This is a genomic window from Falsiroseomonas sp. HW251 (assembly GCF_050563545.1).
Classification (GTDB): Bacteria; Pseudomonadota; Alphaproteobacteria; order Acetobacterales; family Acetobacteraceae; genus Falsiroseomonas.
On sequence record NZ_JBNXUM010000022.1, the window covers coordinates 13,441 to 28,748 of the forward strand.

Genomic DNA, 15,308 nt, shown 5'->3' on the forward strand with positions numbered 1-15,308 from the left:
CGCGTCAGAGCCCCAGGAACGCCTTGGCGATGATGTTGCGCTGGATCTCGTTCGAGCCGCCGTAGATCGAGACCTTGCGGTAGTTGAAGAAGAGCGGCGCTGCCGCGTCCGCCCATTCCGGCCCGACGGAGGGCAGGTTCAGCCCGTCCTCGTCGCGGTCGGGACGAGGCATGGCGTAGGGGCCGGCGACCTCCACCAGCAGCTGCGTGGCCTGTTGCTGCAGCTCGCTGCCCTTGATCTTGAGGATGGAGCTCGACGGGTCGGGCTTGTCGGCCGCGCGCGTGCGCTGCGCCGCGACGACGCGCATCTGGGTAATCTCGAGCGCCTTGAGTTCGATTTCGCTCCACGCCAGGCGCCGACGGAAATCCGGGTCGTCCCAGACCATGCCCTCGCCCGCCGGCGTCTCCTGCGCCAGGCGCTTCACGCGCGCCAAGCGTTCCTTCGTCAGGCCGATGCGGGCGATGCCGATGCGCTCGTTGGACAGCAGGAACTTCGCGTAGTCCCAGCCCTTGTTGAGCTCGCCGACGAGGTTCTCGGCCGGCACCTTCACCTCGTCGAAGAAGACTTCGTTCACCTCGTGCCCGCCATCGATGGTGATGATCGGGCGAATGGTGATGCCGGGCGTCTTCATGTCGATCAGCAGGAAGGAGATGCCCATCTGCTTCTTCGCCGCGGGGTCCGTCCGCACCAGGCAGAAGATCCAGTCCGCGTATTGCCCGAGCGTCGTCCAGGTCTTCTGGCCGTTGACGATGAAATGTTCGCCCTCGCGCCGCGCCGTGGCCTTGAGGCTGGCGAGGTCGCTGCCCGCCCCGGGCTCGGAGAATCCCTGGGCCCACCAGATGTCGAGACTGGCCGTCGGCGGCAGGAAGCGCTGCTTCTGTGCCTCGCTGCCGAAGGTCGCGATGACCGGGCCCACCATGTTGACGTTGAACGACAGCGGCTGCGGGACGGCCGCGGCCTGGATCTCCTCGCTGAAGATGTAGCGCTGGACGGGCGTCCAGTCCTTGCCGCCCCATTCGACGGGCCAGTTTGGCACTGACAGCCCATGCGCGTGCAGCACGCGCTGCGTGGTCACGATGTCCTCGCGCGAGAGCTTGCGGCCCTCGCTGACCTTGCGGCGTATCTCGGCCGGGATCTCGCGGCGGAAGAAGGCGCGGAGCTCGTCGCGGAAGGCGATCTCGTCCGGGGTGTAGCGGAGGTCCATCAGGCGGCTCCTTCGATTTCTGCGCGCAGCGCCGAGGCCAGCAGCTTGCCTGCGGGACTTTTCGGCAGCGCGTCGCGAATTTCCAGCGCCGCCGGCATCTCGTGCTTCCCGAGCCTGTCGGCCAGGAACAGCCGCAGCTCCTCCAGCGTGAAGCCGCGCGCGCCGGGTTTCAGCGCGACATAGGCCTTGGCGGCCTGGCCGCGATAGGCGTCGGAGATGCCGATGACGATGCATTCCGCGACGTCGGGGTGTTCGTAGATCGCGCCCTCGACCTGCGCGGGATACACGTTGAAGCCGCCGGACAGGATCATGTTCTTGCGGCGATCCACCAGCGTGAAATAGCCGTCCCCGTCCATCCAGCCCATGTCGCCGGTCAGGAACCAGCCATCCGCGAAGGCGCGCGCGTTCTCGGCAGGCCGATTCCAATAGCCCTGGAAGACGTTGGGGCCGCGCACCGCAATCTCGCCGGTCTCGCCCGGCGGCAGCGCGCGGGTCGGCGCGTCGGGATCGACGATGCGGAGTTCGACCCGCGGCAGCGGCAGGCCAACCTGGCCCGCGCGCCGCGGCGCGTGGGGCGGGATGCGCGTGCCGGCGGGGCAGGTCTCGGTCATGCCCCAGCCGCCGCCGATGCGGATGCCGATCAGCGCCTCCAGCTTCTGCTGGACGTCGAAGGGCATGGGCGCGCCGCCGGAGCTTGCGATTCGGAGTGAGGCGAAGCTTTCCCGCTTAACGCCGGGCAGGTTCAGGATGCCGATCCACATGGTCGGCACGCCGTTGAGATGGGTGATGCGCAGGTGCTCGATGTCGCGCACCGCCTCGGCGGCGTCGAAGCGCAGGCGCAGGTGGCAGGTATTGCCCTCGGCCAGGTTGCGCAGCAGCACCGTGGTCAGCGCGAAGATGTGGAACAGCGGCAGGACGAGCAGCACGCGCCCTTCGCCGTCCGGCACGGTCCCGCTGTCGCGCCAGGCGCGGTAGATGGCGACCGCGGAGGTCAGGTTGCCGTGGCTCAGCATCGCGCCCTTGGGCGTGCCCGTCGTGCCGCCGGTGTATTGCAGCAGCGCGATGTCCGCTGGCGCGACGGGCGGCCAGGACGCCGGCGGCTCGGCTTCCGGCAGCGGCGCGAAGCCGTGCGCGGCGTCCTCCCCACCCCATTCGGCATCGGGCGCGAGCAACACGCGCGTCACCGCGCCCCCCTTCACCAACCATTCGGCATTGGCGACGAGCGAGCCGAGCCCGGTCGTGACCAGCAGCGTCGCGCCGGCGTCGCGCATCTTGTGCGCAAGCTCGCGCTTCGCATCGAGCGCCGAGAGCATGACCACCCGCGCCCCGCAACGCAGCGCGGCGAAGAGGCAGATCGGATGCCACATGGTATTCGGGAGATAGAGCGCGACGCAGTCGCCCGGGGCCACGCCCGTCGCCATCAACCCCGCGGCGACGCGGTCCGCGCGCGCCTTCAGTGCCGCGAAGGACAGCACGCGGCCGCGGTATTCCAACGCCGGCCTGTCGCCGTGGCGCACCGCGATGTCATCCAGCAGGGAAGGCAGCGTCCCCTGCGCGATGGGCACGTCCCACCGGCATTCCTTGGGGTAGCTGGCCTCCCAGGGGCGCATCAGGCTAGCCTGAGGCCCGCGAAGGTCCCGCCCTCAGCCGCGAGGCGCGCCAGCAGCGGCGCAGGCGCCAGGCTCTCGTCGCCGGTCGCCTTCGCGTAACCCGCCAGGCGGTCGGCGATGGCGCCGAGCCCCTGCGCATCCGCCCAGTGAATCGGGCCTCCGGTGAAGGCGGGCCAGTTGTAGCCATGCAGCCAGACCACGTCGATGTCGCCGGCGCGCGCGGCGATGCCTTCGTCCAGGATGCGCGCGCCCTCGTTCACCATGGGCAGCAGCAGGCGGTCGAGGATCTCCGCCTGGCCGATCGGGCGGCGCGCGACGCCGTGCTGCGCGGAAAGCCCCTCGATCAGTGCCGCGACTGCGGCGTCCGGCACGCCGGCGCGCGCGCCTTCGGGATAGAGATAATAGCCCTTGCCCGTCTTCTGGCCGAGGCGCCCGGCCTCCACCAGCGCGTCCGCCACCGGCGCCTTCTTCCCCGTGGCCTGGCGGATGCGCCAGCCGATGTCGAGGCCCGCCAGGTCGCCCATCGCGCAGGGCCCCATGCGGAAGCCGAAATCGGTCAGCGCCTTGTCCACCTGATCCGGCAGCGCGCCTTCCAGCAGCAGCGCCTCGACCTGCGCGGTGCGCTTCGCGAGCATGCGGTTGCCCACGAAGCCGAAGCAGACGCCGACCACGACCGGCACCTTGCCGAGCCTGCGGCCGATCTCGGCGGCGGTCGCCAGCGCGTCCGGCGTGGTGTGCTTCGCGCGCACGACCTCCAGCAGCTTCATCACGTTGGCCGGCGAGAAGAAATGCATGCCCAGCACGTCGCCGGGCCGCGATGTCGCGGCGGCCATCTCGTCGATGTCCAGATAGGAGGTGTTGGAGGCGATGACCGCGCCGGGCCTGGCCACGCGATCCAGCGTGCCGAAGACCTGCTTCTTCAGGCCCATCTCCTCGAAGACGGCCTCGACGATGATGTCGGCCTCGTTGGCGGCTTCCAGGCCGACGGCGCCCTCGATCAGCGCCATGCGCGCGTCGCGCTTCTCGGGGGTCAGGCTGCCGCGCTTCACGCTCGCGTCGTAGGTGCCGCGGATGCGCTCGATGCCGCGCTGCATCGCGGCCTCGTCGGTCTCGATGACGCGGACGGGGATGCCGGCATTGGCGAAGCACATGGCGATGCCGGCGCCCATGGTCCCGGCGCCGAGCACGGCGGCGCGCCTGACCTCGCGCGGCCTGGTGCCGGCGGGGACGCCCGCGATCTTCGCGGCCTCTCGCTCCGCGAAGAAGACGTGGCGCAGCGCCTTGCTGCGGGGGTCCTCCAGCAGCGAGAGGAAGGCCCTGCGTTCCTTCGCCAGCGCCTGGTCGAAGGGCAGGTCGAAGCAGTCGCGCACGCTCTCGATCATGGCGGCGACCTGCGGCTCGGTCGCCGCGCGCTTCGCCAGTGCCGCGGCCTCCTTCTCGAAGGCCTCGCGGTCGCCGAGGCGGTCCTTGCGCTGCGACACCGGCGTGGGCAGCGGGCCCGCGGCCCTGGCGCGTGCGGCGGCGATCACGTCGTCGGCGACCTCGTCCACCAGCCCCGCAGCCAGCGCGGCCTTCGCGTCCAGGGGATCGCCGCCCGCCATCAGCTTCAGCGCCGCGGCCGCGCCCATCAGCCGCGGCGCGCGCTGCGTGCCGCCCGACCCCGGCAGCAGGCCGAGCTTCACCTCCGGCAGGCCGAGCTTCGCCCCGGGTACAGCGACGCGCGCAGCACAGGCCATCGCGACCTCGAGCCCCCCGCCCAGCGCCGCCGCGTGGATCGCGGCCACCACCGGCTTCGTCGCGCCGTCGATCAGCGCGATCAGTTCCGCCAGCGTCGGCGAAACCGGCGGCTTGCCGAATTCCGAGATGTCGGCGCCGGCGATCCAGGTCCGGCCCTCCGCCGCGATGACGATCCCGCGCACGGCGGCGTCGGCCATCCCGGCCTTCACCGCGTCCGCCAGGCCGCCGCGCATGGCGGCCGACAGCGCGTTCACCGGCGGGTTCGCGATGGTGGCGACGGCGATGCCGTCCACGACGTCGTACCGCACCGGCCCGGCCATGCGCCTGTCCCTCCCTCGACTTCCCTCTCCTTCGCCCAGCCCCCCAGGCCGGTCAAGGCGCACGGCATGGACGGCGCCGCGCCCGGGCGGCATCTTCCGACCGCCCCATCAGCCGGACCCGTCCATGGCGCTGCCGCCCGTCCTGTCCTCCCTCGCGCTGCCCGTGATCGCGGCGCCGATGTTCATCGTCTCCAACCCCGATCTCGTGATCGCGCAATGCAAGGGCGGGGTCGTCGGGTCCTTCCCCGCGCTGAACGCGCGCCCGAAGGAGGAGCTGGATGGCTGGCTGTCGCGCATCGGCGAGGCGCTGAGACCGGGCGACGCGCCCTTCGCGGTCAACCAGATCGTCCATCACACCAACGACCGGCTCGACCACGACCTGCAGGCCTGCGAGCGCCATCGCGTCCCGATGATTATCACCTCGCTGCGCGCGCCGGGTGAGGTCGTGGACGCCGTCCACGCCTGGGGCGGCATCGTCTTCCACGACGTGACCAACATCCGCCACGCCGCCAAGGCGCTGGAAGCCGGGGTGGACGGGCTGATCCTGGTCGCGGCCGGGGCCGGCGGGCATGCCGGCATGCTGTCCCCCTTCGCCCTCGTGGCCGAGGTCCGGAAGATCTGGGACGGCCCGATCGCGCTCTCGGGAGCGATCACCCGCGGCAGCCAGGTGCTCGCCGCGCAGGCCATGGGCGCTGACTTCGCCTATGTCGGCACGCGATTCATCGCGACCGCCGAGGCCAACGCGGCCGAGGGCTACAAGCGGATGATCGTCGAGGCCAGCGCGGCCGACGTCGTCTACACCCCCTACTTCACCGGCGTGCACGGCAACTACCTCAAGCCCTCGATCGCCGCGCAGGGGCTGGACCCCGACAACCTTCCCGCGGCCGACAAGACCAAGATGAGCTTCGGCTCCGGCCATGTCCGGGCCTGGCGCGACATCTGGGGCTCGGGCCAGGGCGTCGGCTCGATCGAGGACGCGCCGCCGGCAGCCGAGGTCATCGCGCGCCTCAAGCGCGAATACGCCGAGGCCAAGACAATGCTTTGCGCGCCTCCGGCGCGACGTTGACCCGCGGCGCGTCGCACGCGTAGCGTTTCCCCCAGGGGCACCAGAACCCAGGAGGAAGCGCATGCACCGTCGTTCGTTCATGGCCGGCACCGCCGGCCTGGCCGCCGCGCCTTTCGCGCCGGCCATCGCGCAGCCCGCGCGGGCCGCCACGCTGCGCTTCGTGCCGCAGGCCAACCTCACCGCGCTCGATCCCATCTGGACGACGGCGATCGTCACCCAGATGCATGGCTACCACGTCTGCGACACGCTCTATGCGCTGGACAGCAACCTCCGGCCGCAGCCACAGATGGCGCAGGGGCACGAGGTCACGCCGGACGGCCGGACCTGGAAGATCACGCTGCGCGAGTCCTTACGCTTCCACGACGGCGAGCCCGTCCGCGCGCGGGACTGCACGGCCTCGCTCTCGCGCTGGGCGAAGCGCGATCCGTTCGGCCAGATCCTGGCCGCGGTCGTGGACGACTGGGGCGCGCCGTCCGACCGCGTCATCGAGATCAAGCTGAAGCGCCCCTTCCCACTGATGCTCGATGCGCTCGCCAAGCCGGACGCCAACGTCCCCTTCATCATGCCCGAACGCCTGGCGCGCACCGACGCCAATACCCAGGTCAGCGAGGTCGTCGGCAGCGGCCCGTATCGCTTCGTGCCCGGCGAGTTCGTCTCGGGCAGCCGCGTCGTCTACGTCAAGAACGACGCCTATGTCCCGCGCGGCGAGCCCGCGAGCGGCGCGGCGGGCGGAAAGGTCGCAAACTTCCCGCGGATTGAGTGGCACATCCTGCCCGACCCCGCGACCGCGGCCGCTGCGCTGCAGGCCGGCGAGGTGGACTGGCTGGAGCAGCCGCTGTCCGACCTGATCCCGACGTTGCAGCGCAACCGCAACATCGAGATCGGCGTGCTGAACGAGCCCGGCATCATGTCGATCATGCGGCTCAACCACCTCCAGGCGCCCTTCAACAACCCGAAGGTCCGCCAGGCCGTCGCCCTCGCGGTGGACCAGGACGAGTACATGCGGGCCACGCTCGGCGACGACCGCAGCGTCTGGCGGCAGTGCCGGAGCCTCTTTCCCTGCGGCACGCCGCTCGGCACCGAGGATCTGTCGGAGCTCAACGCCCCGCCGCGCAGCCTGGACCGCGCGCGGGCCGCGCTCGCCGCCAGCGGCTACAACAACGAGAAGGTCGTCATCATCAACCCCACGGACTTCCCGCTGATCGGCCCGCACGGCCAGATCACCGCGGACCGGCTGCGGCGCATCGGCTTCAACGTGGAGCTCGCCGAGACGGACTGGGGCACGGTGGTGCAGCGCCGCGTGCGGACCGAGCCCACGGACCGCGGCGGCTGGTCCATCTTCCACACCTTCGGCTCCTCGCTCGCCTACCTGAACCCGGCCGTCAGCAGCCTGGTGAAGGGGCCGGGCGCGGTCGGCTGGTTCGGCTGGTACGACAGCCCGCGCGCGCAGGAACTCGTCCAGGCCTGGCTCGATTCGACCGACGCGGCCCAGCAGCTGCGGCTGGCGAACGAGCTCAACAAGCTCGCCCAGGACGACGTGGCGACCATCCCGCTCGGCCAGTTCCAGATCCGCAACGCCTGGCGGCGCAGCATCACGGGGCTGCTGAAGGGGTCGATGCCCTATCCCTGGGGCGTCAGGCCGGCTTGACGAAGGCTTCGCGCAACTATCCGCGCGGTGAAGAGTAGGACAGGGGCGGGGTAAGGCCGAGACAGGCCGCCCGCAGCCTCGTTACGAAAGGGCTGTCATGGAAACGTCCAAGCCCGGCCTGGCGGCGTCCGCCGCCCACCCCCCCTGGTGGAAGCACCTCTATGTCCAGGTGCTGATCGCGATCAGCATCGGCATCCTGCTCGGCCATTTCTACCCGAGCTACGCGGTGGAGATGCGCCCCTTCGGCGACGCCTTCATCAAGCTGATCAAGATGCTGATCGCGCCGATCATCTTCTGCACGGTCGTGCACGGCATCGCGTCGATGTCGGACATGAAGAAGGTCGGCCGCGTCGGGCTGAAGGCGCTGATCTACTTCGAGGTCATGACGACGGTCGCGCTGATCATCGGCCTGATCGTGGTGAACGTCATGCAGCCCGGCCATGCGATGCATGTGGATGCGGCCTCCATCGACACCCGCGGCATCCAGACCTTCACCCAGCGCGCCGCCCAGCAATCCGTGGTCGGACAGCTCATGCACATCATCCCGGATACCGTCGTCGGCGCCTTCGCCGAGGGCGAGATCCTGCAGGTGCTGCTGATCGCCGTGCTCTTCGCCTTCGCCCTGCATGCGCTGGGCACACGCGGCGAGCCGCTGCTGCACATAATCGACAGCGTGGCCCATGTCTTCTTCAAGATCGTGGGCTATGTGATGCGGCTTGCGCCGCTCGGCGCCTTCGGCGCGATGGCCTTCACCATCGGCCGCTACGGGCTGGCCACGCTGCTTTCGCTCGCGCAGCTCATGCTGTCGTTCTACGCGACCTGCCTGATCTTCGTCTTCGTGGTGCTCGGCGCGGTCGCCTGGTGGTCCGGCTTCTCGATCTTCAAGTTCGTCCGCTACATCAAGGAGGAGCTGCTGATCGTGCTTGGCACCTCCTCCTCGGAATCCGTGCTGCCGCGGATGCTGGCGAAGATGGAGAATCTCGGCGCCGACAAGTCGGTGGTCGGGCTGGTCATCCCGACCGGCTATTCCTTCAACCTGGACGGCACCTGCATCTACCTCACCATGGCCGCGGTGTTCCTGGCGCAGGCCACCGACACGCCGCTGAGCTTCGGGCAGCAGCTTGGCCTGATCGGCGTGCTGCTGCTGACGTCGAAGGGCGCGGCGGGCGTCACGGGATCGGGCTTCATCGTGCTGGCGGCAACGCTGGCCTCGGTAGGGTCGGTGCCGGTCGCGTCCATCGCGCTGATCCTCGGCGTGGACCGCTTCATGTCGGAAGCCCGCGCGCTGACCAACCTGGTCGGCAACGGCGTCGCGACCGTCGTCGTCGCGAAGTGGGAAGGGGCGCTCGACGTCGTGCGGATGCGGGCGCTTCTCGACGGCGAGACCGTCGAGGAAGCGGACGCGCCCGAGGATCTGCTGGTGCGCGAGGAGGAGGCGGTCGCGAGCCGCGAGATGCGGCCGGCCGAGTAGGTCAGCCCCGGCGGGCGATCACCGCGACGGGCCCGCCGCCGTCGGGGCCCTGGTGCTCGGCGCCGCCGCTGACGAAGAGGTCAGTGCGGCCGACCGCCGCGGCGATCACGCCGCCGACCAGCGCGCGGGCGTGGCGGGTCGCGTTGATGTCGCTATCGTCCCACATGATGTGGCGGCGGCCGCGGATGACGCCGGAGGAGGACGGCTCCGCCTTCGCCAGCACGGCGACCACGCGGTCGCGATCGGCTTCGGCAAGCTGGCCTCCGTTCGGATCGAGGCCGGCGGCGCGCAGCGCGGCGTGCACAGCGGGGAGGTCGATGGCATCCGCCATGACGTCGTGCGCGATCACAAGGTCGCCCGTCCAGTCGCGGCTGTTGCCCATCACCACGATCTCGTTGCGCAGCAGCTCGACGCCGGCCGAGCAGCTCGCGCGGCCGGAGAAGAGCGACCAGTCGGCGCCGACCGCGGCGTCCGACAGCGCGGCCTCGTCCACCTCGCCCAGCGCCAGCGCGACGCCGAGCGCGGAGGCCCCGCGCGAGAGGCCCATGGAGTGGTAGGTGTCGTCCGTCGCGACCGTCTTGCCGCGCCGCCTCGCCGCCGCAATGCGCTCGCTGGTCAGCAGCGGGCATTTCACCTGGACGTAGTGCACGTCGGCGGGGTCCGCGATGCCGGCCTCGCGCATGGCCTGGCGCACCGCATCCGCCGTGGCGCGCACCTGCGCCAGGCGCCCCAGCTCCTCCGGCGCGAAATCCGCGGTGAAGGCGGTGCCGAGCGCGAGCGCCGGCGGGCCCGCGGGCGCGGCCTCCTCGCGCACGGCGAAGACGAGGAAATGCGGGGACAGGCCGCCCTCCGTCCCGCCCGACATCACCATCGCAACGCGCGCCGCGACGGCCTCTGCCGTCGAGCCCGTCCGCGCGGCGAGCATGTGGCTGAGCGCCTCGACGGCATAGGCGCGGGTGAAGTCGTTGACGCAGCCATTGCCCTCGGTCTTGCCGAGGATGGCGACGACCTCCTCCGGCTTCAGTGCGCCTGAATCGAACAGGGCGGCGACGGCGGCGGCGTCGCCGGGGTGGCGCGCGGCGACGCGGTGGACCAGGGCACGGCGGGGCATCCCGGTTCCTTCAGTCCATCCGCTCGGGCTTGCGCCAGGCCCGCAGCATCACGAGGCCCACGGCCAGCAGCACCGGCCCGATGAAGAGGCCGAGGAAGCCGAAGGCGACGAAGCCGCCGAAGACGCCGATGATGACGATGCTGAGCGGCATGTCCACGCCGCGCCTGATCAGCAGCGGCCGCAGCAGGTTGTCGCTGGACGAGATGGCGCCAACCCCCCACAGCCCCATGAAGATCGCCCATCCCAGGCTGCCCTGGTCGTAGAGCCACCAGGCCGCGCCGCCCCACAGCACCACGATCAACGGCGAGAGCACCTGGCTGATCGAGAAGACGAAGGTCAGGAAGCCCAGCAGCGGCGCCGCCGGGATGCCCGCGATCGCGTAGCCGATCGCCGCCATCACCCCCTGCCAGATCGAGGTCCCGACCACGCCATAGGCCACGCTGCGCACGGCTCCCCCGGCGGTTTCGAGGGATTCCACCCCGGTCGGGCCGCCGAGCCTGGCCGCGGCGTCGCGCAGGCTGTCGGCGATCTCCTCGCCCGTGGTCCAGAACATCGCGGCGACGACCAGCGCCAGCAGCATCTGAAGCAGGCTGTCGGCCAGGCCGCTGGCGACGTTCAGCAGGATGGTCTGGAAACGCGCGAGGTAGGGCGTTGCCAGCGAGGCAAGATTGCCGCGGGCATTCGCGACATGCGTCCAGGCCGCGGCGGCGGGTTCGCCGACCAGCGGCAAGGTGGCGATCCAGTCGGGCGCGGTGGCCGGCGCGCTGGCGATGGCCTGCTGGGCCCGGGCCGTGCCGGCATTGATCGCCTCGATCAGGCCCGGCGCGACGGCGATGGTGGGCAGGACGATGGCCGCGACCACGAGGATGCTCAGCAGCGTGGCCGCGAGCGCCGGGCGGATGCCCTTCCCCACCATCCAGTCCCGCACGGGCCAGAGCGCGATGGCCAGGATCGCGCCGAACATGATGGCGGTGGCGAAGGGCTGCAGCGTTGCGAGGATGCCGAGCAGCACCACGCCCACCGCGACCAGCGCCATGCCGCGCTCGATCAGGTGCCTGAGGCCGGGCTCCGCCGGTTGCTGGTCCATCGCGAATCGCAGGCCCCAAGAAGCTACCGGGCGACGATACCGCGACAGGCGCGTCAGCCCAGCAGCTTCTTCACCACCTCGTTCACCAGGGCCGGATTTCCCTTGCCCTGCATGGCCTTCATCGTCTGGCCGACGAAGAAGCCGAAGAGCTTGTCCTTGCCGGAGCGGTATTCCGCGACCTTGTCGGCGTTCTTCGCGAGGACGTCGGCGACCGCGGCCTCGATCGCGCCGGTGTCGGTGACCTGCTTCAGGCCGCGCTCCTCCACGATCGCGCCGGGGGCCTTGCCCGTCTCGATCATGATCTCGAAGACGTCTTTCCCGAGTTTCCCGCTGAGTGTTCCGTCAGCGATGAGGTCGAGCAGCGCACCCAGGCTCTCCGCCGTCACCGGCGGGTCGGCGATATCGCGCTTGAGCCGGTTCAGCGCGGCGAAGAAGTCGCCGGTCACCCAGTTCGCGGCGAGCTTGGCGTCGCGGCCCTTGGCGACGGTCTCGTAGAAGGCGGCGGTCTCCTTCTCCAGCGTCAGGACATGCGCGTCATATGGCGTGAGGCCCATCGCGACGTAGCGCGCGCGGCGGACGTCCGGCAGTTCGGGCAGCGAGGCCTTCAGCTGCTCCACCCAGTTCGGCTCCAGCACCAGCGGGGGCAGGTCGGGCTCGGGGAAGTAGCGGTAGTCATGCGCGTCTTCCTTGCTGCGCATGGACCTGGTCGTGCCGCGCTGCGTGTCGAAGAGCCGCGTCTCCTGCTCCACCGTGCCGCCGCTCTCCCAGACCTCGATCTGGCGGCGCGCCTCGGCCTCGACGGCCTGCATGACGAACTTCACGGAGTTGACGTTCTTCACCTCGCAGCGCGTGCGGTAGCCCTCGCCGGCCTTGCGGACGGAGACGTTGACGTCGGCACGCATGCTGCCCTCGTCCATGTTGCCGTCGCAGGTGCCGAGGTAGCGCAGGATCTGGCGCAGCTTGGTGAGGTACGCGCCCGCTTCCTCGGGGGAGCGCATGTCGGGTTCCGACACGATCTCCATCAGCGCGACGCCGCTGCGGTTGAGGTCGATAAGGGACTTGGTGGGGTGCTGGTCGTGCATCGACTTGCCGGCATCCTGCTCGAGGTGTAGGCGCGTGATGCCGATGGTCTTCTTCGATCCGTCCGCCAGCTCGATCCCGATCTCGCCCTTGCCGACGATGGGGTGCGCGTACTGGCTGATCTGATAGCCCTGCGGCAGGTCGGCGTAGAAGTAGTTCTTCCGGTCGAAGCGGGACCACAGGTTGATCTCGGCATGCAGCCCGAGTCCCGTGCGCACGGCCTGCGCCACGCATTCCTGGTTGATCACCGGCAGCATGCCGGGGAAGCCCGCGTCGATGAAGGACACCTGGCTGTTCGGCTCCGCGCCGAAGGCGGTGGCGGCGCCGGAAAACAGCTTGGAGTTCGAGATGACCTGGGCATGGACTTCCAGCCCGATCACCAGCTCCCAGGGGCCGGTGTTGCCTTCAATGGTGTAGCTCATGGCCTCGTTCCTTCTCGGCCCAGTCGAAGACTTTCTGCTGCTCGTCGCGGAGGAAGGCGACGGGATCTCTCACGCGCACGCCAAGGCGCACCACCATGGCCGTGAAGCCGGCGAGCGTGCGGCCTTCCATGCGCCCCGACGCCACCAGGTGCTTGTTGACCACGATCGCCGAGAGCAGCGGCCCGCCGCGCTCCAGCGACCAGGCGCAGATCGCGAAGAGATGCGGGTCCATGCGCGGACGTGCAGCGTTCCAGGGCAGGAAGCTGGCCGCGGCCACGTCGCTGTAGGAAAGGCAGCGGCGCTGCTCCGCCGCGGCGCGGATGGCCGCGAGGCTGCGGCCGAAGTCGAGGCGGCCCGCGTCAACGGTGGCGCCCAGGGGGTCGGGTGAACCTCTCTCCCCCTGCGCGTCCAAACCCGCTCCCCCTCGCAAGCGGACAGGGATGGGTGAGGGGGTATCAGCCGCCGCAATCATCGCCGACAAGCGTTTCGCGCTTCTCCCCTCGCCCGCTCCGCCTGGGCGCTGCGCGCCAAGGCTGCGCGACCCTCTCTCCCCACCGGGGGGCGAGGGTGCGAAAGAGGACGCGCTGCGGTCGATCGTCACGCCCTGATCCGCGGCTGCGCCGTGAAACCGGCGGCGCGCTCGATCGCCGCGCCGACGCTGAAGCAGGTCTCCTCGTCGAACGGCTTCCCGATGACCTGCAGGCCGAGCGGCAGGCCCTGCGCGTCGAGCCCCGCCGGCACGGCGATGCCCGGCAGCCCCGCCAGGTTGGCCGTGACGGTGAAGACGTCGTTGAGGTACATCGTCACGGGATCGTCCTGCTTCTCGTCCATGCCGAACGCTGCCGAGGGCGTCGCGGGCGTGACGATCGCGTCCACCTTCCCCCAGGCCTGCTCGAAGTCGCGGCGGATCAGCGCGCGGACCTTCTGCGCCTTGAGGTAGTAGGCGTCATAGTAGCCGGCGCTCAGCACGTAGGTGCCGATCATGATGCGCCGGCGGACCTCCTGCCCGAAGCCCTTGGCCCGCGTGCGTTCATAGAGGTCGCGGAGGTCGCTGCCCGGCGCCGTCTCGCGCAGGCCGAAGCGCACGCCGTCGTAGCGCGCCAGGTTGGACGAGGCCTCGGCCGGCGCGACGACGTAGTAGGTCGGCAGCGCGTATTTCGTGTGGGGCAGCGAGATCTCGACCATCTCCGCGCCCTGCTGCTTCAGCCAGTCCAGGCCCTGCTGCCACAGCGCCTCGATCTCCGGCGCCATGCCGTCGAGCCGGTATTCCCTGGGCACGCCGATGCGCAGGCCCTTCACCGGGCGCGCGCAGGCCGCTGCGAAGTTCGGCACCGGCAGGTCGGCGCTGGTCGCGTCGCGCGGGTCGAAGCCCGCCATCGATCTCAACAGGATCGCGCAATCCTCGACGGTGCGCGCGACCGGGCCGGCCTGGTCCAGCGACGACGCGAAGGCCACGATCCCGAAGCGCGAGCAGCGGCCATAGGTCGGCTTGATCCCCGCGATGCCGCAGAAGGCCGCGGGCTGGCGGATCGACCCGCCGGTGTCGGTCGCCGTCGCGCCGAGCGCCAGATGCGCCGCCACCGCCGTGGCCGAGCCGCCCGACGACCCGCCCGGCACCAGTCGCGTGTCGGGATCGTTGGCGCGCGACCACGGGTTCTCCACCGCGCCATACGCGCTGGTCTTGTTCGACGAGCCCATGGCGAATTCGTCGAGGTTGACCTTGCCCAGGAACACCGCGCCGTCGCGCAGCAGGTTCGCCGTCACGGTGGATTCATAGGGCGGCTTGAACCCGCCGAGGATCCGGCTGCCGGCCGTGGTCTGCACGCCCTCGGTGCAGAACAGGTCCTTGATCGCGATCGGCGCGCCTTCCAGCGGGCCCGCCTGGCCCGCCGCGCGCTTCGCGTCGGACGCCTTCGCCGCCTCCAGCGCCTGGTCGGCCATCACCGTGACGAAGGCGTTGAGCCGCGGGTTGAGCTTCGCGATGCCCTCCAGGAAGGCCTCGGTCAGCGCAACCGAGGTCGTCTCGCCGGCATCCAGCGCATCCAGCGCGGAGCGCAGCGTATGGTCGGTCAGGCGCATCACTCCACCACCTTCGGCACGCCGAAGTAGTCGCCCATGCGGTCGGGCGCGTTCGCCAGCACCTTGTCCGCGATGCCGCCATCCGTGACGGCGTCGGCGCGCATGCGCATCGCCGGCTGGCCCTCCGGCGCGCCGCCGGCCATGGGCTCCACCCCTTCCGTGTCCACGGCCTGCAGCTGCTCGATCCAGCCCAGGATGCCGTTGAGCTCGGCCTGCATCCGGCCGACCTCCTCGTCTTCCAGGCGGATGCGGGCCAGCGAGGCGATACGCCTCACCGTGGCGGCGTCGAGTGACATGCGGCGGCAACGTCCAGGGCGTCAGGGATGCCCGGCAGGAAGCGCCCAGGGCCCCGGAAGTCAAGTCCGAGCCGGCCCCATCGACCCGAAGCGCATGCAACACGCGCGAAACGCCCGTGAAACCAGATTCGGCTGAACGCGACATCGCGGCGAAACGCGGGTCGTGCAGAACCCGGG

At 70.4% G+C, this 15,308-nt stretch carries 12 protein-coding genes; 3 read left to right on the forward strand and 9 right to left on the reverse strand.

Annotation, left to right across the window (positions count from 1 at the left end):
• Positions 1–4 precede the first annotated feature (4 nt).
• From ACLF3M_RS23620 to ACLF3M_RS23630, 3 genes are read right to left on the reverse strand one after another with little or no spacing between them, the layout of a single operon-like run.
• Positions 5–1,204: an acyl-CoA dehydrogenase family protein gene (locus tag ACLF3M_RS23620; protein ID WP_430659444.1), complete on the reverse strand. Its 1,200-nt coding sequence runs from the start codon at positions 1,202–1,204 to the stop codon at positions 5–7.
• Positions 1,204–2,814, reverse strand: coding sequence for an AMP-binding protein (locus ACLF3M_RS23625; RefSeq protein WP_430659445.1), 1,611 nt, complete (start codon positions 2,812–2,814; stop codon positions 1,204–1,206). The genes ACLF3M_RS23620 and ACLF3M_RS23625 overlap by 1 nt, the downstream gene beginning before the upstream one ends.
• Positions 2,814–4,871, reverse strand: a complete 2,058-nt coding sequence (locus tag ACLF3M_RS23630) for a 3-hydroxyacyl-CoA dehydrogenase NAD-binding domain-containing protein (RefSeq protein WP_430659446.1) — start codon at positions 4,869–4,871, stop codon at positions 2,814–2,816. The genes ACLF3M_RS23625 and ACLF3M_RS23630 overlap by 1 nt, the downstream gene beginning before the upstream one ends.
• Before the next feature lie 124 nt (positions 4,872–4,995).
• Here ACLF3M_RS23630 and ACLF3M_RS23635 point away from each other — a divergent pair, with 124 nt between their 5' ends.
• The 3 genes from ACLF3M_RS23635 to ACLF3M_RS23645 all read left to right on the forward strand — a co-directional run bounded on the left by ACLF3M_RS23635 (position 4,996) and on the right by ACLF3M_RS23645 (position 9,056).
• Positions 4,996–5,937 carry an NAD(P)H-dependent flavin oxidoreductase gene (locus ACLF3M_RS23635; protein WP_430659447.1) on the forward strand — a complete coding sequence of 314 codons (942 nt, stop codon included), beginning with the start codon at positions 4,996–4,998 and terminating at the stop codon, positions 5,935–5,937.
• Between the two features lie 61 nt (positions 5,938–5,998).
• Entirely contained in the window at positions 5,999–7,585 is a 1,587-nt protein-coding gene (locus ACLF3M_RS23640; RefSeq protein ID WP_430659448.1) for an ABC transporter substrate-binding protein, read from the forward strand.
• Between the two features lie 97 nt (positions 7,586–7,682).
• A complete protein-coding gene (locus tag ACLF3M_RS23645; RefSeq protein WP_430659449.1) occupies positions 7,683–9,056 on the forward strand; it encodes a dicarboxylate/amino acid:cation symporter in 1,374 nt (457 codons plus the stop codon).
• 1 nt (position 9,057) lies between these two features.
• Here ACLF3M_RS23645 and ACLF3M_RS23650 read toward each other — a convergent pair whose 3' ends face one another.
• From ACLF3M_RS23650 to gatC, 6 genes are all read right to left on the reverse strand, one after another.
• A complete protein-coding gene (locus tag ACLF3M_RS23650; RefSeq protein ID WP_430659450.1) occupies positions 9,058–10,167 on the reverse strand; it encodes a ring-opening amidohydrolase in 1,110 nt (369 codons plus the stop codon).
• Between the two features lie 10 nt (positions 10,168–10,177).
• Positions 10,178–11,254, reverse strand: coding sequence for an AI-2E family transporter (locus ACLF3M_RS23655; protein WP_430659451.1), 1,077 nt, complete (start codon positions 11,252–11,254; stop codon positions 10,178–10,180).
• A gap of 53 nt (positions 11,255–11,307) precedes the next feature.
• On the reverse strand, positions 11,308–12,756 hold the full coding sequence (gene gatB, locus ACLF3M_RS23660; RefSeq protein WP_430659452.1) for an Asp-tRNA(Asn)/Glu-tRNA(Gln) amidotransferase subunit GatB: 1,449 nt from the start codon (positions 12,754–12,756) through the stop codon (positions 11,308–11,310).
• Positions 12,740–13,168, reverse strand: coding sequence for a hypothetical protein (locus tag ACLF3M_RS23665; protein WP_430659453.1), 429 nt, complete (start codon positions 13,166–13,168; stop codon positions 12,740–12,742). The genes gatB and ACLF3M_RS23665 overlap by 17 nt, the downstream gene beginning before the upstream one ends.
• A gap of 185 nt (positions 13,169–13,353) precedes the next feature.
• Positions 13,354–14,835 (reverse strand): Asp-tRNA(Asn)/Glu-tRNA(Gln) amidotransferase subunit GatA, encoded by a 1,482-nt coding sequence (gatA, locus tag ACLF3M_RS23670; RefSeq protein ID WP_430659454.1) that lies wholly within the window; start codon positions 14,833–14,835, stop codon positions 13,354–13,356.
• Positions 14,835–15,131 (reverse strand): Asp-tRNA(Asn)/Glu-tRNA(Gln) amidotransferase subunit GatC, encoded by a 297-nt coding sequence (gene gatC, locus ACLF3M_RS23675; RefSeq protein WP_430659455.1) that lies wholly within the window; start codon positions 15,129–15,131, stop codon positions 14,835–14,837. Before gatC ends, gatA begins: the two co-directional genes overlap by 1 nt.
• Between the last annotated feature and the right edge of the window lie 177 nt (positions 15,132–15,308).